Raw genomic sequence first — 20,643 nt, 5'->3', positions numbered from 1 at the left:
AGTCCTGCCGTTTGCGAGCTAAGTCCTGCCGTTCCGACGCGTCAGAGTCCGAACGTTTCCGTCTCCTCGAATGGTCCGACGACGGTCACAGTCCTGGGAGCGGCAGCGAGTTCGGCCGCCAATTCCTGGACCTGTTCGGTGGTGACAGCTTTGATCAGGCGCAGGGTTTCGTCAATGTCCTGGTACTCGCCGGACACTAGCTCGGCCCGGCCCAGCCGGGACATCCGCGAACCGGTGTCCTCCAGGGCCAACACGATCCCGCCGCCCAGCTGGCCTACCGCCTTGCGGAGTTCGTCCTCGGCGATGCCGTGCTCAGCCAGCTTGTCCAGCTCAACAGCGAGCAGGTCCAGCACCTGCCGTACCTTGGACGGCGTGCAGCCGGCGTACATGCCGAAGTAGCCGGCATCCGCGTAGGAGGACGCGAAGGAGTACGTGGAGTACACCAGGCCGCGCTTCTCGCGGATCTCCTGGAACAGGCGTGAGGACATGCCCCCGCCCAGCACGGCATTGAGGACGCTCATGACGTAGCGCCTTTCGTCCGTGGCCACGATCGTGGGGCAACCCATGATGATGTTCGCTTGCTCCACGGCGCGCTTGACGACGTGGAGCCCTGCGGTCCCGGTGATGAGGGCACGTTCGGTGGACCGGCGTTCCACCGGCGCCGCATCGGACTCAAGTGACCAGCCGGCAGACTCAAGCGCATCCACCACAAGGCCGCAGACGACGTCGTGCTCCAGGCCGCCGGCTGCGGTAATCACCAGTTCGTCCGGCCGGTAATAGCGCTGGTAGTGCTCCCACACGGAATCACGGGCCACCGCCTTGATGGCATCCGGTGTGCCGCCAATGGGGCGTCCCAGCGGATGGCTGCCCAGGACGGCTGAGACAAAGTGTTCGTGGGCGACGTCCGTGGGGTCGTCGCTGTCCATGGCGATTTCCTCAAGGATGACATCGCGTTCCTGCTCCATCTCGGCAGGATCGATGACGGCGCCTGTGATCATGTCCGCAATGACGTCGATGGCCATCGGCAGGTCGGAGTCCAGGACCCGTGCGAAGTAGCACGTGCTTTCCTTCGCCGTGGCCGCGTTCGACTCGCCGCCCACCTCGTCAAATGCAGAGGCGATCTCCAGCGCAGTCCGGCGCTTGGTTCCCTTGAACAGGAGGTGCTCGAGGAAATGCGTTGAGCCGTGCTGGCCCGGGGCCTCATCGCGGGAACCGACCCCCACCCAAAATCCGATGGTGGCCGACCGCTGCCCGGGCATCGCCTCGGTCAGTACCCGCACTCCGCCGGGCAGCACCGAACGCCGCACTTCGGAGCCGCCGTCGGCCCCGTGGACCAGGGTATCGCCGCGGTGGTTCTGCTCAAGCGGCAGGGGTACAACAGTCATTGAGGCCTTTCAAGAGGGGCAGCCGGGATCTGGCTGCCATCGTAACAGCGGCGGGGCCGGTGGATCATCCACCGGCCCCGCCTCTTCATGCTGCGGGCGAGCCCGCTGTGCGGTGTGCTAGACCTCTGCGCCTTCAGCGGGCTCCGTGGCGTGAACGCGCTCGGTCTCCCCGGCGCCTTCCTCTTCAGCCACTACCGGAGACAGCGACAGCTTTCCGCGGTCATCGATCTTGGTGATTTCCACCTGGACCTTCTGGCCCACCGAGACAACGTCTTCGACGTTGTCCACGCGCTTGCCGCCTGCGATCTTGCGCAGCTCGGAGATGTGCAGGAGGCCGTCCTTGCCCGGGGTCAGCGAAACGAAGGCACCGAAGGTGGTGGTCTTGACGACCGTACCCAGGTAGCGCTCGCCGATTTCCGGGACCTGCGGGTTGGCAATGGCGTTGATGGCGGAACGCGCTGCTTCTGCCGACGGGCCGTTGGTGGCGCCAATGTAGACCGTGCCGTCGTCCTCGATGGAGATGTCGGCGCCGGTGTCTTCCTGGATCTGGTTGATCATCTTGCCCTTGGGGCCGATGACCTCGCCGATCTTGTCCACGGGGATCTTCACGGCGATGACGCGCGGTGCGAACTCGGAGAGCTCGTCCGGGGTGTCGATGGCCGAGTTGATGACCTCGAGGATGTGCAGGCGTGCCTCGCGGGCCTGCTTCAGGGCTGCTGCCAGCACGGAAGCGGGGATGCCGTCGAGCTTGGTGTCAAGCTGGATGGCGGTAACGAACTCGGAGGTACCGGCAACCTTGAAGTCCATGTCGCCGAAGGCATCTTCGGCACCAAGGATGTCGGTCAGCGCAGCGTAGCGGGTCTGGCCGTCCACCTGGTCGGAGACCAGGCCCATGGCGATGCCGGCGACGGCGGCCTTCAGGGGCACACCTGCGTTCAGCATCGAGAGGGTGGAGGCGCAAACGGAGCCCATCGACGTCGAACCGTTGGAACCGAGGGCTTCGGATACCTGGCGGATGGCGTACGGGAACTCCTCGCGGGACGGCAGGACCGGCACGAGCGCGCGCTCAGCCAGGGCACCGTGGCCGATTTCGCGGCGCTTCGGCGAACCGACGCGGCCGGTCTCGCCGGTGGAGTACGGCGGGAAGTTGTAGTTGTGCATGTAGCGCTTGGTCTTCACCGGAGACAGCGAGTCGATCTGCTGTTCCATCTTCAGCATGTTCAGCGTGGTGACGCCCATGATCTGGGTTTCACCACGTTCGAAGATGGCCGAACCGTGAACGCGCGGCAGGACCTCGACCTCGGCGGTGAGCTGGCGGATGTCCGTGAGGCCACGCCCGTCAATGCGGATCTGGTCCTTCAGGATGCGCTGGCGCACAACGTGCTTGGTGACCGAGCGGAACGCTGCGGACAGCTCCTTCTCGCGGCCTTCGAACTGGCCGGCGAGGGAGGCGGTGACCTCGTCCTTCAGGGCGTCCGAAGCGTTGTCGCGCTCCTGCTTGTCCGCGATCTGGAAGACAGCGGCGAGCTTCTCAGCGGCAGCGGCCTCGACGGCGGCGTAAACATCGTCCTCGTAGTCCAGGAAGACCGGGAATTCAACGGTCGGCTTGGCAGCGCGGGCGGCGAGGTCGGCCTGGGCTTCGCACAGTGCCTTGATGAACGGCTTGGCAGCCTCGAGGCCCTCGGAGACAACCTCTTCGGTGGGGGCGGTGGCGCCCTGTTCCTTGATGAGGTTCCATGAATTGTCGGTGGCTTCGGCTTCGACCATCATGATGGCGACGTCGTCACCGGCAATGCGGCCGGCAACCACCATGTTGAAGACGGAGTGCTCCAGCTGGGAGTGCTTGGGGAAAGCCACCCACTGTGACCCGTTTTCGTCAGCAACCAGGGCAACGCGGACGCCGCCGATGGGGCCGGAGAACGGCAGGCCGGACAGCTGCGTGGACATGGAGGAGGCATTGATGGCCACCACGTCGTAGAGCTCGTCCGGGTTGATCGCCAGGACGGTGACCACGATCTGGACCTCGTTCCGCAGGCCCTTGATGAAGGCGGGGCGCAGCGGACGGTCCATCAGGCGGCAGGCCAGGATGGCTTCGGTGGACGGGCGTCCTTCACGGCGGAAGAACGAGCCCGGGATGCGGCCGGCAGCGTACATGCGCTCTTCGACGTCGACCGTCAGCGGGAAGAAGTCAAAGCCTTCACGCGGGTGCTTGCCTGCAGTGGTGGCGGACAGCAGTGCGGTGTCATCGTCGATGTACACCATGGCTGCGCCGGCTGCCTGCTTGGCAAGGCGGCCGGTTTCAAAGCGGATTACGCGCTTGCCGAAACGGCCATTGTCAATGACTGCTTCCGAGAACTGGATTTCGGGACCCTCCAAGAGAGTCACCTCCGTTTCTGTTTTACGGAAGTCCAGCCGCATCAACCCAGCCAGCATCTGTCTACTGGCCCTGCACCCGGTCATCGATCGAGACCCACGGGCCGCCGGCTTCAGTCAACGAAGCCGTTCCCGGGGATCACTACCGAGGACCGCGAATGCGTGATGCGGTTGATCCTCCTGTTTAGTTTTTCTTTTGAAGAAGGCGGCCCGTTCCATGCTGGAATGGGCCGCCCCTAAGTCCGACTAGCGGCGCAGGCCGAGGCGCTCGATGAGCGAACGGTAGCGGGCGATGTCAGTCTTCTTGAGGTAGCCCAGCATGCGCTTGCGACGACCAACCATGGCCAGCAGACCGCGCTGGGTGTGGTAATCGTGCTTGTGCTCCTTCATGTGCTCAGTCAGATCCTTGATCCGCTGGGTCAGGACGGCAACCTGGACCTCCGGCGAACCGGTGTCGCCTTCGCCGGTTGCGTATTCCTTGATGATGGACTGCTTTACAGCGGCGTCAAGTGCCACAATAACTCCTAGGGATGTGCCGTGAGGGCCCAGGTCAGTAACTCACTGCCGGGTCTGCCGCCGCAGCCGTTGCCGGAAAACCGGGGCGGGCCGTACGCAACAGGAACCAGCCGCCACGGACTGCAGCTGGATCCATCGTCCAGTTTACCGGCCACTGCCTAATGTTGTCGAAACAGCCCCGTTATCCCTGCAGGCAGTCCCGCATCGCCTCCATGCCCCGCAGAACCTCCCGGTAGCTGGTGCTCAGCGGCGAAAGGCCCACGCGGATACCGCGCGGAGCGCGGAAGTCCGGGATCACGTCCCGGTCCCACAGCGCCTGCACTGTCGCCTTGGTGAAATCCGGATGGTCGATGGTGATGTGGCTGCCGCGCTCTGCCGGATTCCGCGGTGAGGCAAGTTCAGCGCCCAGCGGCGCGAGCCAGGCATCAAAGACCTCGACGGCGAAGGCCGTGAGCTTCTCCGACTTGGCCCGGATGGCGGCCATGGACGCTTCTTCAATGACATCGAGGGTGCCCTGCATGGCCAGCATCCCGAAAATCGCCGGCGTTCCGCTGAGGAACCCGCGGATTCCGGCTGCCGGCTCATAGCCGGCAGCCATTTCGAACGCGTCCTTGCGCCCCATCCATCCCCAGATCGGCTGGTTGAGCGACGCCAGGTGGCGCTGGTTCACGTACGCGAAGGCCGGCGACCCCGGTCCGCCGTTGAGGTATTTGTAGGTGCAGCCGGCGGCGAAGTCGGCGCCGGCACTGTCCAGGGCGATCTCCACTGACCCCGCGGAGTGGCACAGGTCCCACACAACCAGCGCGCCGGCGTCGTGCACTGCGGCCGTGATGGCGGGGAGGTCCGCCAGGTGGCCCGAGCGGTAGGCGATCTGGCTCAGGAGTACGACGGCGGTACGCGGCCCGGTTGCCTGGCGCACCTGTTCGACGGTCACCCCGGCGGCCGGATCCGCCTGGATCCAGCGCAGGGTAAGTCCCTCCTCCAGTGCAATGCCCTCGACGAGGTACCGGTCCGTGGGGAAGTTTTCGGTGTCAAGGACCAGCTCGTTGCGGTCCGGATCGGCAACCGCTGCGAGGGCGGCACGGATCAGCTTGTAGAGCACCACGGTGGTGGAGTCGGCGATGGTGGTCTGGCCCGGCGCGGCGCCGAGGACTGCCCGTCCGAGCTGGTCGCCGATGGACTGCGGCAGGCCCAGCCACTGCTCGTCCCAGCCGCGGATCAGCCGCCCTCCCCAGTCGTCGCGGATGAAGGTTGCGATGTCCTCCGCGGTCCGCTTCAGCGGCCGGCCCAGTGAGTTTCCATCGAGGTAGGACACGGCCGTGTCGGTGCCGATGAAGTGCTCGCGGTAGTGCCCCAGCGGATCCTCCCGGTCGAGTTCCGCGGCCCGTTGCTGCAACTGCTCCGCAGCCGGCGCAGCTGCATTCTCCTGGTGGATGCTCATTGTCCGATCTCCGTCCTGACAGCGAAAAGTTCCGGGAAGAAGGTCAGTTCGAGGGCCTTCTGGAGGAACGCAGCACCGCTGGATCCCCCGGTCCCGGATTTCATGCCGATGGTCCTTTGAACGGTCCGCAGGTGCCGGAAGCGCCACAGCTGGAAGTTGTCTTCCAGGTCCACCAGTTCCTCGCAGGCCTCGTAAGCCCCCCAGTTGCCCGCCGCGTTCTCGTAGATGTGCTTGAACAGCGGCACCAGTTCCGGGGTGTACTCGTGCGCTTTGGTGACGTCCCGTTGCAGGACGGACGCCGGCACATCAAAACCCTGCCGGGAGAGGTAGGCGAGGAATTCGTCGTAGATGCTGGGAGCGGCCAGCAGTTCCTCAAGCATGGCGTGCGCCTCGGGGTCCGACTCGAACACCGGGAGCATCTTGTGGTTCTTGTTGCCCAGCACGAACTCCACTGCGCGGTACTGGCTCGACTGGAAGCCGGAGGAATTGCCGAGGAAGCCGCGGAATTGGGAGTACTCGGTGGGGGTCAGGGTGGCCAGGACGGACCACTGCTCGGTGAGGGTTTTCTGGATGTGCTTCACCCGGGCAATGCCTTTGAGCGCCGACCCCAGGTCGTCTGCCCGGAGCCAGGCGGCGGCGCTGCGCAGTTCATGGAGCACCAGTTTCAGCCACAGTTCCGTGGTCTGGTGCTGGATGATGAAGAGAAGTTCATCGTGGTGTTCGGGCTTGCTGACCGGCTGCTGCGCGCTCAGGAGGGTTGGCAGCTGCAGGTAGGACGCGTAGCTCATCCGCGAGCTGAAGTCGCGGACAATCCCCTTGTCCAGCTTCCGGGTGTTCTTCTCGACGGACACGGGTACTGCCTTTCGTTGGTGGCGGCCTAGCGCCTGGCCAGCAGCCCGTGTGCCTGGATGACGTCCAGGCGCATCTGCTCCACGAGTGCCTCCGGCCCACGGTAAGCCACCATGCCCCGGAGCCGGGCAACAAATTCCACAACTACTGTCTGGCCGTAGAGATCGAAGTCCTCCACGTCCTCCTTCGGCCGGTCGATCACGTGGGCCTCCACCTGGCGGCTGACGCCGTCGAACGTGGGGTTCGACCCTACGGAAATGGCCGCGGGCCACCGGGTACCCGCCTGGTCCACCAGCCAGCCGGCGTAGATGCCGTCGGCTGGGATCAGGCCGCTGGCGTTGCTGGCGAGGTTGGCGGTGGGAAAGCCAAGTGCGCGGCCGCGTGCGGCGCCGTGAACAACCTCGCCGCGCATCCGGTGCGGACGCCCCAGGACAGCGGACGCCGTGGCAACGTCGCCTTCCTGCAGGGCCTCCCGCACCCAGGTGGAGGAGCAGCGGCGGTCCGTGCCGTCGTCGTCATGCAGGGGGTAGCCCTCAGAGCCGAACTCGCTGATCACCTGCACCTCAAACCCGAACTTCTGGCCGAGGGCCTTCATGGTGTCCAGGTCCCCCGAATTGTTGCGTCCGAAGCGTACGTCGTGGCCGATGACCACATGGCCGGCGTGCAGGCAGTCCACCAGGTACTGCTCCACGAACTCTTCAGGGGTGAGGCTGGCCAGGTCCAGCGAATACTTCATGACCAGGATGGCGTCCAGGCCCAGCTCCCCCAGCGCCTCGAGCTTGTCCTGCAGGCCCATGATCAGCTCGGGCGCGGACTCGGGACGGTGGACCAGGGCCGGGTGTGGATCGAAGGTGACCACAACAGCTTTGGACCTTGTGATCCGGGCCGTGCGGACCAGTTCGGAGAGCACCTGCTGGTGTCCCCGGTGCACTCCGTCAAAGTTTCCGATGGTGACAACAGATGGGCCGAAGTCCGCCGGGACCTCGGACGGATCGTTCCAGATGTAGACCATCACCCTCGCCTTAAACGCTTGCAAGTATCAATGTTCGGGCCGGTACCGGCCGCGGAACTCTCTAAGATTACCTGCATTCGCCTGGCCAACTTTGCCAAGCCGGGCGGGTGCCGGGAAAGCAGCGGGTTTGGCTGTTACGGTTCCGCCGGTGCCGCCGGAGCATCGCCCGGCGCAGCCGCTGTGAACAGGCGGATCAAGCCGTCCACTTCCTGCGCGGCAGTGGCGGGATGCCGGAAGTGCTGGTGGGGCCGGATGGTGTAGTGGGTCCTGCGCCCCACCCTTGTCCGCAGCAGATAGCCCGCACTTTCAAGGTCCTTGAGGATCTGCAGGGCGGCCCGGGTGGTGATGCCCACCCGCTCAGCGATGTCTGCAACCAGGATGTCCGGCTCCTGTGCCACGGACAGCAGGACATGCCCGTGGTTGGTGAGGAAGGTCCAGGCAGGCCGGGCAGGCCCGCCTGGACCCGGAGCCTCCTGACCGCTGTCGGCGGAACGTTCAGCTGTCATGGATGCTCCATCGTTTGGGGGTCACAGGTGGCTGGACCTGTTGGGCTGCCTGCGGCGCCACAGCGGTTCCAGGGCTTCCAGGTCCTCGGGGGCGGCGGATCCAAACGGTGCGCGCTCCGGTGCGGGCAGCGGCCGGCGCTCCTGGCCCCGTGTTGCCCACAGGCTGGCCCCTATCGACACGGAGAGGATCGCGGCAATAACTGCCAGGGACACCGGAGTGGGGATGTAGTAGATATCGATCTTCAGGAACATCTTGATGCCCACCCAGATCAGGACGAGGGCCAGGCCGGTCTTCAGGTAGATGAACCGGTGGATAAGGTCCGCCAGGAGGAAGTACATGGCGCGAAGGCCCAGGATGGCGAAGGCATTCGCGGTGAACACCAGGAACACGTCATCCGTGACGGCGAAGATGGCAGGAATCGAATCGACGGCGAAGATGATGTCAGTCGCCTCAACGAGGACCAGGACCGCGAGCAGCGGAGTGGCCAGGAGCACGCCGCCGCGCCGGATCAGGAACCTCTGCCCGTGGAAGTCGTCCGTCATGGGCACGTGCCGTCGGAAGAAGTTCAACGCCCGGGACTTCTCCGGATCCACGTGGTCGTTACGGTGCCGGATCATCCGGTAGCCGGTGATGAGCAGGAACGCGGCGAACAGGTAGAGCACCCACCCGGCGCTGGCGATGATGGCGGCGCCGGCCGCAATGAAGACGCCTCGGAACACCAGGGCACCGAGGACACCGAAGAACAGGACGCGGTGCTGGTACTCCCGCGGTACGGCGAAGTACGTGAAGATGATTGCCCAAATAAACACGTTGTCCACGGCGAGGGACTTTTCAATCAGGTAGCCGGCAAAGTACTGCTGGCCAAACTCCGCACCGTACAGCTGCCACACCAGGACACCGAAACCAACGCCAAAGGCCACCCAGACGGCGGACCACAGCGCCGCCTCCCGCACGCCGATCACGTGCGCCTTGCGGTGGGCAAAGAGGTCCAAGGCAAGCATCAGGACGATAAAGAGCAGGACAGCCAGCCAGCCCCACAGGGGAACATACATGAAGGAACCCACTTCCAGTCAGATAAACCAACCGGAGGTCTTTCCCGGCTCCCGCGGGAGCCTGCTTCACCGGGCCGCTCAGGGGCGGCCGGACTGACGACGAAGCATTCGGGGATACTCCCCTCCATACGAAATAGTGAAGCAGACTTCATGTGTCCGGACAAGGGTTCTTGACGAGGTTTCCGGACGAAGTTTCAGGCGCCTTTCGCGGCCGCGGCCTGGTGGAAAGCGTGCCTCAGGCAGCGGCCCGTGCACCCGGGCGCCGCCGGTACAGCCATACCAGGCCCAGGACGGGCAGCAGCAACGGAATGAAGGCGTAGCCCCGGCCGAACAGCGACCAGACCGTCTCGTGCGGGAACTGGACGGGGTCGAAGAGGCTCAGGGCGCCCACCACCAGCACGCCCACCAGTTCAACCAGCACCGCGGCAACCGAAACCTTGAACCAGGTGGTGCCGGCTTTGGCCAGCGACACGGTGGCCACCACGTACACGAGGGCCGCGAAGGCGGACAGCAGGTAAGCGAGCGGAGCCTCTGAGAACTTGGTGAGGATCTGGTAGCCGGCACGGGCGGACGCCGAGATGGCAAAGACGGCGTACACGGCGATGAGCAGCCGCCCCGGGCCGGTATTGCGGCTGTTGACGCCGGCTTGGCTGTTGCCCGGGGTGTGCCCTCCGGCGGCGCTTGTTGCCTGCTGGTCTTTCACGTTGTGTGCTTCTTCCACTTCAGTACCAGATCTGGTTCATGCGGGCCGCCATCACCAGTGCGGTGACGCCGACGGCGGCCAGGACAAAGTTACTCCATCTGGTCCGCTCCAGGATGGACCAGTAGACGGCAGCCGGCGGCAGGAGCATGGCCGTGACCAGGTACCCCCAGAATTCCCATGCCTCGCCGGCGATGGGTTCGCCGGCGATGACCCGGATGATCGAGCCCACCAGGTAGACCAGGAGGGAGACCTCCACCGCCGCCACGGACAGGATAGTGACGTCGTTCGGCGCCTTCTTGAGGATTCCTGCCGTGAGGCACACGCCCGTGGACAGGAGCCCGACCACCAGGATGATGTAGAAATAGGCGTCCACGCTCAGCCTTCACCGGGGGTGCGGGTTGCGGAGCTGCCGTTGCCCGGGGCAAACACCAGCACGGGCTTGGCGAAGCTGCCGGCATCGGCAAGCAGTGCCACCAGGCTCCCGTCCGGTGCGAAGGCGGCGGCCGGGTGGTCGGCGGTGGCCGCCGCGGGACTGCCCGGGGCGGCGCCGGCCGCGATCCTCCGGCCGAAGGAGATCTCGGTGGCTTCCTCCGCGGTCAGCTCACGGTTGGGCATCAGTGCCCGGGCAGCCTGCGACATTTCCAGGACGTTGAGTTCCTCGGCGAGCTGCTCGAGCGTGCGCGCCTGCTCCAGGGAGTACGGGCCCACGTGGGTCCTGCGGAGCGCGGTCAGGTGCCCGCCCACTCCCAGCGCCTTGCCCAGGTCACGGGCGAGGGCGCGGATATAGGTTCCGGAGGAGCACTCCACGGTGACGTCCAGGTCCATGACGTCCGCTTCCGGGTCCCGCCGGATGCCGTGCACCTCGAAGCGGTGGATGGTGACGGGGCGGGCGGCAAGCTTCACATCCTCACCCGCGCGCACCCGGGCGTAGGCGCGTTCACCGTTGACCTTGATGGCGCTGACACTGCTGGGCACCTGCTGGATGTCGCCTGTGAGCGCGGCGACGCCGTCGTGGATTGCCTGCTCACTGACCCCCGAAGTGCCTGCCGTGGCAGTAACTTCGCCTTCGGCGTCGTCCGTGACGGTGGTCTGGCCCAGCCGGATGGTGGCGGTGTAGGTCTTGGAGGTGCCCACGATGTAGGTGAGCAGCCGGGTGGCCTTGTTGATGCCCACCACCAGGACGCCCGTGGCCATGGGGTCGAGGGTTCCGGCGTGCCCTACTTTCCGGGTACCTGCGAGGCGCCGCATCCGGCCAACCACGTCATGGCTGGTCCATCCCTGCGGCTTGTCCACTATCACCAGTCCAGAAAGCACGCCTCCCAGTATATCGGCGCTGGTTGATGCCCCGGCGCACGCCTTGCAGCAACCTGCAGCGCCCTGCAGCGGCACTAGGATGGCAGGCATGCCTGAGCTTGCCGCCCATGTCCGCGACGTGCCCGTCAACCAGATCCGCGAGATCACCGAAGCCGCGTGGCGGACTCCCGGCGCCCTGGTGCTCAGCATCGGCGAACCCGGCTTTCCGCTCCCCCGGCACGTCCTGGATGCAGGCATGGCGTGCCTGGACAGGGACGAGACCAACTACACCCCTAACGCGGGCATCCCGGGGCTGCGCGAGGCGTTCGCGGCCCGGTTCCGGGAGCAGCAGGGCTGCGACATTGCCGCGGACCGGGTGTATGTGGTGGACGGGGCGCAGCAGGGCCTGCACTTTGCCATGAGCCTGCTGCTCTCCCCCGGTGACGAAATCCTGGTCCCCAACCCTGGCTATCCCACGTTTGCCATGACCAGCCGCCTGCTGAACGCTGTTCCGGTGGGTTATCCGTTGTACCCGGACCACGGCTTCCAGCCCAGGCCCGGCGATATCGAGGCGCTGGTGACCGGCCGGACACGGGTGCTGGTCCTGAACTCTCCTTCCAACCCGCTCGGCGCCGTGCTGGCTGAGGACCTCACCCGCGACCTGATGGACCTGGCCCGCCGGCACGATCTGTGGGTCATCTCTGATGAATGCTACGAGGCGTTCACCTACGATGTGCCGCACATCAGCCCTGCCAGGTTCGACGGCGATACGCCGGAAGATGCCCGGGTCTTCACTTCGCTGACCCTGTCCAAGACGTACGGGCTCACCGGGCTGCGGATCGGGGCGCTGATTTGCCCGCCCGGGATCAAGCAGGAGATGGACAACGTGATGGAGTCGATCGTCTCCTGCGTCGCGTCACCGTCCCAGTACGCCGCGCTCGCCGCCCTGACCGGACCGCAGGACTACGTCCAGCACGCGCACCGGCACTATCGGGCAAACCGGGACGCCGCATCCGCCGTCCTCGATGCCAAGGGAATCCCCTACCTGAAGGCGCAGGGAGCCTTCTATTTGTGGGCGGATGTTTCCCACGCCAGCGGCGGGGACGTCCGCAGCTGGGTGCGCCGCTTCCTTGCGGATTCCGGCGTTGCCGTGGCGCCGGGGACTGCATTCGGTTCCATCGGCGAGGGCTGGGTCCGGGTTGCGCTGTGCGGAAAGCAGGATGACCTCGTAGAGGGCCTGAACCGGCTGCCCGGCCGTCACGGCTGAAGGGGCCGGTCCGGCTAGCTCCGGCTTCCGGACAGGGCCCGGTCCAGCCACGTCCGCAAAGCCTCCGCGGGAGCAGCCCCGGCCTGGCGCGCTGCCACCTTGCCGTCCACCAGGACCATCAGCGTGGGAATGGCCTGCACGTCGAACCTCCGGGACAGGCCCGGCGACTTGTCGACGTCCACCTTGACGAGCTTGATCCGGCCCGGCCGTTCCCTGGCCAGCTTGTCCAGCACGGGGCTGACCATCCGGCAGGGACCGCACCAGGCCGCCCAGAAGTCCACCAGCACCGGAACCGGCGATTGCTCGGCGACGGCGGAAAAGTCCGCGTCCCCCGCGTCCACAATCCAGGGCAGGTCAGCTTTGCAGTTGCCGCACCGCGGCCGGCCGGCCGCCTGCGCCGGGACCCGGTTGGTCTTGCCGCAGGCCGGGCAGGCAGTGAGCGCAGCTTCCATTCCTAATACTCCTTTTTGTCTTCAAACGCGCCCCACGCCTGGAACGGCGCGTCCGACGACGGGATGTCGCTTCGGGTGACGGGCAACAGTTCCGGCCGGGTCCCGTCGAAGTACTCGTAGAAGACGGCGTCGTCGAAACCGGCCGCGGCCGCGCCATGGCGGTCTGCGGCGAAATGGACGCGGTCGATCCGGGCCCAGAGCGCGGAGGCAAGGCAGAGCGGGCACGGTTCGCAGCTTGCATAGAGGACCGCTCCCTGCAGGTCATAGTTGGCTATCGCCGTTGCTGCCGCCCGAATGGCCACCACTTCGGCGTGGGCGGTGGGATCGTTGTCGCGGGTGACGCGATTAACGCCTTCGTGCACCCGCCCGTCCGCCGTCACAACAATCGCTCCGAACGGTCCGCCTCCTTCGCCGACGTTCCTGGTGGCCAGTTCCACGGCCTGCTCCAAGTACCTTGCGGTGTGGTCAGTGTCATTCGGCTCGGTCATAGCTTGATCCTAGCCAAGGGGTTGGCGTTAGGGGACGAAATAGGGGGCGGAATAGGGGGAAATCGCGGCGACAAACCGGCGGTCGGGGCATACTCTGGCGGCCAGGGGTCCCTGAATCATTTCCTCCCGTGAGGCTTCATATCCCGGCCCACTTTTGGGCGCCAACCCCGGAGTACCCAATGACGAGAAGGCTAACCATCATCGCCTGCGTGGCGGCTGCAGCCGTCATCGCACCGGCAGCTCCGTCCTGGGCCCGCGACGAAGCCCAGGACCAGGACGTCCTGGCCGACGGCCTCGTTTCGCCCCTGCATCTGGCCGTGGGAACAAACAAGTCGGTCTACGTCACCCAGGACTTCGCGGGGACGCTGAGCCGCGTGGACCGTGACAGGACTGTCGATGCCGTTTACCAGGCTCCGGAAGGCTGGGGCGTGGCCGGGGTGGAAACACGTGGCGCCACGGCCTTCTTCCTTGAAGCCAAGGGGGCGGGCCAAGGTGTGCCGGCGGCGTTGGGCGGGTACCTGAAATCGATCCGCCCCGGAGGCGAGGCCGATACGATAGCGGACCTCGCTGAATACGAGCGGACCATCAACCCGGACGCCGGCCAGCATTACGGTTTCGCCTCCGGCACAAGCGGCCAGTGCCTTGAGGAAGCCGCAGGCATCCCGGATGCCCCGCCGCCCCAGTACACAGGCGCCCTGGACTCAAATCCGTACGCCACCTACGTGCAGGCCAACACGGCGTACGTGGCAGATGCCGGAGCGAACGCAATCCTCAAGGTCAACATCAGCTCCGGCGACATCACCACACTGGCGGTCCTGCCGCCGCGGCCCGCAGTGCTCACGGCGGAAGCTGCGGCCACGCTGGGGGCGCCTGGCTGCGCAGGGTTCGAGTATGCATTCGAGCCTGTTCCCACGGATGTGGAAATGGGTCCGGACGGCTGGCTGTACGTGTCGTCCCTGCCCGGCGGCCCGGAGGTCCCCTCGCTTGGTGACCGCGGCGCGATCTTCAAGGTCAATCCCTGGACCGGCCAGACGAAGCTCTGGGTCGACTACATCCTCAGCCCCACGGGCCTGGCAGTGGCGAATAACGGCGACGTGTACGTTGCATCGCTTTTCGGCAACCAGGTCCTGAGGTTCATCGCATCGAAGGGACACCGTACCGAGTTCCTCGCAGTCGAATCACCGGCGGACGTCGAGATCCGCGGGGGCACGCTGTACGCCACGGTGAACGCATTGGCGGGACCCCCGCACGGTCCCGGCGGGGCGCCCGCAGGGCCGCCGGCCGGGAAGGTCATCGAGGCCGACCTCCGCTAGCGGGCGATAGAGATCTTCTGGGAAGCAGAAGGCCCGGACCACACATAGCGGTCCGGGCCTTCTGCTGCGCTCAACGGTTACTTGTGGCCGTCTTCGTCGAGTTCCTCGTCGTCCCCGAGGTCAAGGTCCTCTTCGTCGAAGTCGTCCTCGTCGATGTCCACATCAGCGGAAGCGTCACTCTTGTAGGGGTCGGCGTCGCCCGCGTGCTTTGCCTGGGCGGCAAGCGCGGCCACCTCGGCGTCACGCTTCTTGGCCTCCCGCAGCAGTTCCTCCAGGTTGGAGGCAACCACGGGAATCTGGTCGGCGACGAATTCGAGGCTGGGAGTCAGCCGGACGGTAATGTTCCGGCCAACCTCCTGCCGAAGCACCCCCTTGGCCTTCTCCAGTCCCTTGGCGGCGTCAGCCTGGACAGCCTGGTCGCCAAAGACGGTGTAATACACAGTGGCATGCTGCAGATCATTGGTCACCCGGGCATCAGTGACGGTAATGCCCTCCAGCCGAGGATCCTTAACCTTCCGGCCCAGGGCCTCAGCAACAACAACCTTAATCCGCTGCGCCAACTTGGCAGCACGTGCCGGATCAGCCATGAACAACTCCTAAAAATTTTGGAACGTACGACGGCGTGTTGCAGCTGACGTACCCACGTTCGATTGATGCCACGCACTCTAGGCGGGCCAAAGACGGACCCCCGTTGGGATTTTTTCCGGCGGCCCCGCACCCTTTTAAGGCTGGAACAGCCTAAACGCGCGGCTTCTCACGCATCTCGAAGGTTTCGATGATGTCACCTTCGTTGATGTCGTTGTACGACCCAAGGCCGATACCACACTCGAAGTCCGTGCGGACCTCGGTGGCGTCGTCCTTGAAGCGCTTGAGCGTCTCAACGGTGAGGTTGTCACCGATGATCTTGCCGTCGCGGCTGATGCGTGCCTTGCTGTTACGGCGGATGATGCCGGAGCGGACGATCGAGCCTGCAATGTTTCCGAACTTGGAGGAGCGGAAGACTTCGCGGACCTCGGCGGTACCCAGCTGGAATTCTTCGTATTCCGGCTTGAGCATGCCCTTGAGCGCCATCTCGATGTCATCAATTGCGGAGTAGATGACGGAGTAGAAGCGCATGTCCACGCCTTCGCGGTCTGCCAGTTCGGCAACGCGCTCGGCAGGCTTGACGTTGAAGCCGATGATGACGGCGCTGTCCACTGTTGCCAGGTTGACGTCGTTCTGCGTGATGGCACCAACACCGCGGTGGATGACGCGCAGCTGCACGCCTTCGCCGACGTCGATCTTGAGCAGGGCGTCTTCGAGGGCTTCCACGGCACCGGACACGTCACCCTTGAGGATGAGGTTGAGGGTGTCGATCTTGCCTTCGGCGACGGCCTGGTCGAAGTCTTCCAGGCTGATGCGCTTGCGGCGCTTGGCCAGTGCGGCGTTGCGGTCCGCGGCTTCGCGCTTCTCGGCGATCTGGCGGGCGGTGCGCTCGTCAGCGGTCACGAAGAAGGTGTCGCCTGCACGCGGGACGTTTGACAGACCCAGCACCTGGACGGGGCGGGACGGGCCGGCCTCGGTCAGGGCGCTGCCGTCGTCGTCGAACATTGCGCGGACGCGGCCGTGGGCCGTGCCTGCAACGATGGTGTCGCCGACGCGCAAGGTACCGGACTGCACCAGGACGGTGGCAACCGCACCGCGGCCCTTGTCCAGGTTGGCTTCGATCGCGATACCGCGGGCGTCCTTGTTCGGGTTGGCGCGCATGTCCAGGGCAGCGTCCGCGGTGAGCAGGACGGCCTCGAGCAGCTCGTCGATGTTGAGGTTCTGGCGGGCAGAGACCTCCACGAACATGGTGTCGCCACCGTACTCTTCCGGAACCAGGCCGTACTCGGTCAGCTGGCCGCGGACCTTGTCCGGGTTGGCGCCTTCCTTGTCGATCTTGTTCACGGCCACAACGATCGGCACGTTGGCCGCCTGTGCGTGGTTGAGGGCTTCAACGGTCTGCGGCATAACGCCGTCGTCCGCTGCGACCACCAGGATGGCGATATCGGTGACCTTCGCACCACGGGCACGCATGGCGGTGAACGCCTCGTGGCCCGGGGTATCGATGAAGGTGATCTTCCGGTCGTCGCCTTCATGGTTGTGCGTGACCTGGTAGGCACCGATGTGCTGGGTGATTCCACCGTGCTCGCCGGCCATGACGTCGGACTTGCGGATGGCATCGAGCAGGCGGGTTTTACCGTGGTCCACGTGGCCCATGACGGTGACAACCGGAGGACGGGCCTCAAGTTCTTCGTCGCCTTCGGCTTCGAGCTCGGCATCGAAGTCGATGTCGAACCCGGACAGCAGCTCGCGCTCCTCGTCTTCCGGAGACACAACCTGGAGCTTGTAGCCCAGCTCCTCGCCCAGCAGGGCAAAGGTCTCTTCATCCAGCGACTGCGTGGCCGTGGCCATTTCACCGAGGTGGAAGAGGACAGTCACCAGCGCGGCGGGGTTTGCCTCGATCTTGTCGGCGAAGTCCGTGATGGACGAGCCGCGGCGCAGCCGGATCACAGTGTTGCCGTCGCCGCGGGGTACGCTCACGCCACCCAGCGACGGGGCACTCATCTGCTCAAGTTCCTGGCGCTTTGCACGCTTCGACTTGCGCTGCTTGCCACGTCCGGCGCCGCCCTTGCCGAAGGCACCCTGGGTACCGCCGCGGCCGCGTCCGCCCTTGCCGAAGCCACCGCCGGCGGGAGCACCGCCGCCGCCACCGGGACCACCGGTTCCTGGAGCGCCGCCCGGGCGTCCGGGACCACGGCCGCCGGCACCGGGACGTCCCGCACCGGCCGGAGCCGGGCGTTCAGTACGGTTGGGCATCATGCCCGGGGTGGGACGGTTTCCACCGGCACCACCTGGCCGCGGTGCACCCGGACGGGGACCGCCTGCACCTGCTGCGGGACGGGGGCCACCTGCACCTGCCGCGGGGCGGGGGCCGCCCGGACGGGGACCGCCTGCGCCTGCTGCGGGGCGCGGACCACCGGGACGGTCGCCGTCAGTACGGCTTCCACCCGGACGGGGCATGCCCTGGGAGGTGGCAAACGGGTTGTTGCCGGGACGGGGAGCACGCTCGCCGTCGCCGCCACGGCCGCGGGGCATGCCCTGGGACGTAGCGAAGGGGTTGTTGCCCGGACGGGGACCGCCGGGACGTGGTGCCGAGCTGCCCTGCCCTGATCCGCCGGAGCGGGTGGGTGCAGCAGGCGTTTCGGCTTTGGGTGCCGGCCGGGCGCCGGGCTTTGCCCCGGTGGTCGGAGCGGCCTGGGCAGGGGCGGCCGGAGCAGCCGGTGCGCTGGCAGCGGGTGCTGCCGGAGCAGCCGCCTGTGCCGGTGCTGCCGGAGCGGCGGGGGCCGGTGCCTGCGCCTGCGGAGCGGGAGCCTTGGGGGCGGCCGGTCCGGGAGCGGGGGTTGAGGGGCGTGCTTCTGCCGCCGGGGCGGGAGCCTTGGGGGCTGTTGCCGGAGCTGCTGCCTTGGGGGCGGCGTCCGGGAAGGCGTTGCGCAGCTTCCGCACAACGGGGGCCTCAATGGTGGAAGAGGCGGAGCGAACAAATTCGCCCAGTTCCTGCAGTTTTGTCACTGCATCTTTGGAAGTAATACCGAGCTCTTTTGCGAGCTCGTGTACGCGGACCTTGGCCACATTTCTCCTGTCTCGGTCCGCACCGAGCCAGGCACGAACCGTCTACTTCTTACTGCGGGCCCAAGCCGCGATTACTGCAGCAGGGCCCATTGCAGAGCGCAACAAAGTTGTCATCGTTACGCACTCATCGCTGGGAACTCATCGGGTTTCCATCAGATTTCTGACCCGCTTTCAGGTTGGACGGTTGGTGTTGCAGTTACCGGAGCGCCTGCAACGTACGCGCCTGACTTGATCCGGCGTTCGACGGCGGCGGTACCGGCCGCGCCCCCCAGGGCACGTCCGAATGCACGCCGCTTGATGGCCAGAGCCAGGCACGATTCGCTGGGATGCAGCCATGCACCCCGGCCAGCCATCCGGCGTCGTTCATCCACCAGGACAGCGGTTGAACCGCTGCCTTCGGCGACGAGCCGGAGTAACTCAGACCGCAGCCCCTTCTTTCGGCATCCGATGCAGGTACGCTCCGGCTGATTCCCGCTTGCTACTGGCACGGTCATCTTCCTGACGTTCATACTTGCTGGCCGCAGACGGCCCACTCCGCGGTGAGCGAAACGGGCACGCCCAAGGCGCACGACTGCCGGCCGTTAGGCGCGGTCTTTACTATTCTAGCCCCTCCCGGCCGTTCTGCCCGAAACTGCGGGGGCGTTTCCGGCGCGGGAGGACGGCGGGAGGCCGCTTAGTTGTCCCGGGCCTGGGCGGCGTCGGACACGATGTCAATCCGCCAGCCGGTGAGCTTGGCCGCCAGCCGCGCGTTCTGGCCCTCTTTGCCGATTGCCAGGGAGAGCTGGTAGTCCGGAACCACCACGCGGGCGGACCGGGTGGCCTCATCGGTGATGGTGACGGAATTCACTCGCGACGGCGACAGCGCGCTGGCAATGAAGGTAGCCGGATTCTCGCTGAAATCGACGATGTCGATCTTTTCGTCGTTGAGCTCGTTCATGACGGCGCGGACACGCGACCCCATCTCGCCGATGCAGGCACCCTTGGCGTTGATGCCGGGAACGTTTGCCTTGACCGCGATCTTGGTACGGTGGCCGGCTTCCCGGGCCAGTGCCACGATCTCGACGGAGCGGTCTGCGATCTCCGGCACTTCCAGTTCAAAGAGCTTGCGGACCAGGCCGGGGTGGGACCTGGACAGGGTGACGGACGGGCCCTTTGAACCACGGTGGACGTCAATGACCAAAGCGCGCAGCCGGTTGCCGTGGATGTATTTCTCCCCGGGAACCTGCTCGGGCGGCGGCAGCAGCGCTTCGACGGAGCCCAGGTTGACCTGGATCATGTGGGGGTTGTTGCCCTGCTGGATGGTGCCGGACACCAGCTCGCCTTCTCGGCCCTTGAATTCGCCCAGAACGTTGTCGTCCTCAACGTCACGCAGGCGCTGCAGGATGATCTGGCGCGCGGTGCTGGCAGCGATCCGGCCGAACCCCTCAGGGGTGTGCTCGAACTCACCAATGGGGGCGCCGTCGTCGTCAATCTCCACAGCCCAGATGGTCACGTGGCCGCTCTTGCGGTCCAGTTCGGCACGGGCCTTTTCGAAAGCGCCGGGCGACTTGTGGTAGGCCACCAGGAGCGCTTGCTCAATGGTGGGGATCAGGAGGTCCAGCGGAATTTCACGCTCACGCTCCAGAAGTCTCAGTGCGCTCATGTCAATATCCATCAGGCCTCCTCAGAAGGTCCATTGTGTTCAGGTTCCAGACCGTCCTCAGAGAGGTGGCTGAATTCGATCTCGACTTTTCCGTTGCGGATCCTGTCGAAAGGAAGCTTGATGGGATCGCCCTGCTTGGGCTTCATGCCCTTCTTCACAGCGATCTCCGGGATGATCGTCACTCCCCCGTCATCCACTGACTGGATGCGGCCGGTGACGTTGTCCCCCTGGACAACATTGACCTTGACCATGCGGCCCTTCGCGCGGTGCCAGTGGCGCGGTTCGGTCAGGGGGCGCCCCACGCCGGGCGAGGAAACCTCGAGATCGTAGGGCCGGCCGTCGTCGGCGGGATCGTTGTCCAGGACGTCGGACAGGACTCTCGAGATGTCGGCAATGACATCAAGGCCGACGCCGCCGGATTCCTCCTGCGGCAGGTCCACGACGACGTGGACCACCCGGTGGGAACCCGCCAGGATGGCCACATCCTCCAGGTACAGGCGGTTCGCCTGCACCGCTGGTTCAAGGAGCGCGCGGAGGCGGGCAGCTTCGGGGTTGTTTGCGGGTGCGGCATCAGCCTTACCCGTTCCGGTCAGGTCCGATGAAGCCGTGGCTTCTGAATTGCTCACGATGCCCGCCGCCTCCCTATAGATGATGTTGTGTGTACTAGCGTAGCTATTTTACCGGTCCGGCGGGACG

Annotated in this window: 20 protein-coding genes; 2 read left to right on the top strand and 18 right to left on the bottom strand. The window is 65.7% G+C overall.

The features are described from left to right. Nucleotides 1–41: 41 nt before the first annotated feature. From SMD14_RS07370 to truB, 11 genes are all read right to left on the bottom strand, one after another. Nucleotides 42–1,385 (bottom strand): pitrilysin family protein, encoded by a 1,344-nt coding sequence (locus tag SMD14_RS07370; protein WP_157238590.1) that lies wholly within the window; start codon nt 1,383–1,385, stop codon nt 42–44. A 117-nt stretch (nt 1,386–1,502) separates the two neighbouring features. Then, nucleotides 1,503–3,761 (bottom strand): polyribonucleotide nucleotidyltransferase, encoded by a 2,259-nt coding sequence (locus SMD14_RS07365; protein WP_157242566.1) that lies wholly within the window; start codon nt 3,759–3,761, stop codon nt 1,503–1,505. Nucleotides 3,762–4,004: 243 nt separating this feature from the next. Beyond that, nucleotides 4,005–4,274 carry a 30S ribosomal protein S15 gene (gene rpsO, locus SMD14_RS07360; RefSeq protein WP_321215859.1) on the bottom strand — a complete coding sequence of 90 codons (270 nt, stop codon included), beginning with the start codon at nt 4,272–4,274 and terminating at the stop codon, nt 4,005–4,007. Between the two features lie 181 nt (nt 4,275–4,455). Further along, nucleotides 4,456–5,715 carry a kynureninase gene (kynU, locus tag SMD14_RS07355; RefSeq protein WP_321215858.1) on the bottom strand — a complete coding sequence of 420 codons (1,260 nt, stop codon included), beginning with the start codon at nt 5,713–5,715 and terminating at the stop codon, nt 4,456–4,458. Continuing rightward, complete coding sequence (kynA, locus tag SMD14_RS07350) at nt 5,712–6,566, bottom strand: tryptophan 2,3-dioxygenase (RefSeq protein WP_321215857.1); 855 nt, start codon at nt 6,564–6,566, stop codon at nt 5,712–5,714. Before kynA ends, kynU begins: the two co-directional genes overlap by 4 nt. A 26-nt stretch (nt 6,567–6,592) precedes the next feature. Next, complete coding sequence (locus SMD14_RS07345; RefSeq protein WP_157238593.1) at nt 6,593–7,576, bottom strand: bifunctional riboflavin kinase/FAD synthetase; 984 nt, start codon at nt 7,574–7,576, stop codon at nt 6,593–6,595. Nucleotides 7,577–7,710: 134 nt separating this feature from the next. After that, nucleotides 7,711–8,082, bottom strand: a complete 372-nt coding sequence (locus SMD14_RS07340; protein ID WP_157238594.1) for a winged helix-turn-helix domain-containing protein — start codon at nt 8,080–8,082, stop codon at nt 7,711–7,713. Nucleotides 8,083–8,103: 21 nt separating this feature from the next. Next, entirely contained in the window at nt 8,104–9,135 is a 1,032-nt protein-coding gene (locus tag SMD14_RS07335; protein ID WP_321215856.1) for a TerC family protein, read from the bottom strand. A 235-nt stretch (nt 9,136–9,370) separates the two neighbouring features. Continuing rightward, nucleotides 9,371–9,838: a hypothetical protein gene (locus SMD14_RS07330; RefSeq protein ID WP_321215855.1), complete on the bottom strand. Its 468-nt coding sequence runs from the start codon at nt 9,836–9,838 to the stop codon at nt 9,371–9,373. Nucleotides 9,839–9,857: 19 nt separating this feature from the next. After that, nucleotides 9,858–10,211, bottom strand: coding sequence for a hypothetical protein (locus tag SMD14_RS07325; protein ID WP_321215854.1), 354 nt, complete (start codon nt 10,209–10,211; stop codon nt 9,858–9,860). Nucleotides 10,212–10,213: 2 nt separating this feature from the next. After that, complete coding sequence (gene truB / locus SMD14_RS07320; RefSeq protein ID WP_321215853.1) at nt 10,214–11,152, bottom strand: tRNA pseudouridine(55) synthase TruB; 939 nt, start codon at nt 11,150–11,152, stop codon at nt 10,214–10,216. A gap of 88 nt (nt 11,153–11,240) precedes the next feature. Here truB and SMD14_RS07315 point away from each other — a divergent pair, with 88 nt between their 5' ends. Continuing rightward, nucleotides 11,241–12,398, top strand: a complete 1,158-nt coding sequence (locus SMD14_RS07315) for a pyridoxal phosphate-dependent aminotransferase (protein WP_197432391.1) — start codon at nt 11,241–11,243, stop codon at nt 12,396–12,398. Between the two features lie 14 nt (nt 12,399–12,412). Here the strand turns inward: SMD14_RS07315 and trxA are convergent, their stop codons facing one another. Next, nucleotides 12,413–12,850 carry a thioredoxin gene (trxA, locus tag SMD14_RS07310; RefSeq protein ID WP_157238598.1) on the bottom strand — a complete coding sequence of 146 codons (438 nt, stop codon included), beginning with the start codon at nt 12,848–12,850 and terminating at the stop codon, nt 12,413–12,415. A gap of 2 nt (nt 12,851–12,852) precedes the next feature. Continuing rightward, entirely contained in the window at nt 12,853–13,338 is a 486-nt protein-coding gene (locus tag SMD14_RS07305; protein WP_321215852.1) for a nucleoside deaminase, read from the bottom strand. A 179-nt stretch (nt 13,339–13,517) separates the two neighbouring features. Here SMD14_RS07305 and SMD14_RS07300 point away from each other — a divergent pair, with 179 nt between their 5' ends. After that, nucleotides 13,518–14,651: a ScyD/ScyE family protein gene (locus SMD14_RS07300; RefSeq protein ID WP_321215851.1), complete on the top strand. Its 1,134-nt coding sequence runs from the start codon at nt 13,518–13,520 to the stop codon at nt 14,649–14,651. Nucleotides 14,652–14,728: 77 nt separating this feature from the next. Here SMD14_RS07300 and rbfA read toward each other — a convergent pair whose 3' ends face one another. The 5 genes from rbfA to rimP form a co-directional block, all read right to left on the bottom strand. Further along, nucleotides 14,729–15,238, bottom strand: coding sequence for a 30S ribosome-binding factor RbfA (gene rbfA, locus SMD14_RS07295; RefSeq protein WP_157238601.1), 510 nt, complete (start codon nt 15,236–15,238; stop codon nt 14,729–14,731). A gap of 151 nt (nt 15,239–15,389) precedes the next feature. Beyond that, complete coding sequence (infB, locus tag SMD14_RS07290; RefSeq protein WP_321215850.1) at nt 15,390–18,305, bottom strand: translation initiation factor IF-2; 2,916 nt, start codon at nt 18,303–18,305, stop codon at nt 15,390–15,392. 152 nt (nt 18,306–18,457) lie between these two features. After that, the gene (locus SMD14_RS07285) at nt 18,458–18,814 is read right to left on the bottom strand and encodes a YlxR family protein (protein WP_321215849.1); all 357 of its coding nucleotides are present in this window, start codon (nt 18,812–18,814) and stop codon (nt 18,458–18,460) included. A gap of 164 nt (nt 18,815–18,978) precedes the next feature. Next, a complete protein-coding gene (gene nusA / locus SMD14_RS07280) occupies nt 18,979–19,959 on the bottom strand; it encodes a transcription termination factor NusA (RefSeq protein ID WP_104997387.1) in 981 nt (326 codons plus the stop codon). Continuing rightward, nucleotides 19,959–20,573, bottom strand: coding sequence for a ribosome maturation factor RimP (gene rimP / locus SMD14_RS07275; protein WP_321215848.1), 615 nt, complete (start codon nt 20,571–20,573; stop codon nt 19,959–19,961). The genes nusA and rimP overlap by 1 nt, the downstream gene beginning before the upstream one ends. Between the last annotated feature and the right edge of the window lie 70 nt (nt 20,574–20,643).

The organism is Pseudarthrobacter oxydans (assembly GCF_034258515.1).
Lineage (GTDB): Bacteria > Actinomycetota > Actinomycetes > Actinomycetales > Micrococcaceae > Arthrobacter.
The sequence above is the reverse complement of the archived record's forward strand: the minus strand, read 5'-3'. Positions and strand labels throughout refer to the sequence as shown.